1 protein-coding gene is annotated in these 267 nt (G+C 59.2%); it reads left to right on the top strand.

The genetic code is table 11. The annotated features are described in order from the left end of the window. Nucleotides 1-12: 12 nt before the first annotated feature. On the top strand, nucleotides 13-267 hold a 255-nt coding region (locus SB659_RS19640), incomplete at its 3' end, for a DUF1173 family protein (protein WP_410551622.1).

Raw genomic sequence — 267 nt, 5'->3', positions numbered from 1 at the left:
CCGTTCGAGAGTATCGACGAACGAATGCTGGTGGACAACCTGACAAACCAGAAACGTCGATTCGTGAAGGGGCTGCGTTACAACCTGCCGTCGACCAATCCGCTGGCAAGCGTCGTGTTGTCCGACACAGCTGAGCCGGTGGCGATGTACGTCCTTCCGTACGGAGCGAGCGACCAATACCGGAAGGAGCTGCGGGAGCTTCAAGAAGGCAGCAACCTCAAGTCGTGGCAATGGGATACGGGCGCAGACATGCCCGATGTGCCGGCA

This window comes from Arthrobacter sp. SIMBA_036 (assembly GCF_046535135.1).
Classification (GTDB): Bacteria; Actinomycetota; Actinomycetes; order Actinomycetales; family Micrococcaceae; genus Arthrobacter.
This window is presented reverse-complemented; position numbering and strand designations above follow the sequence as displayed.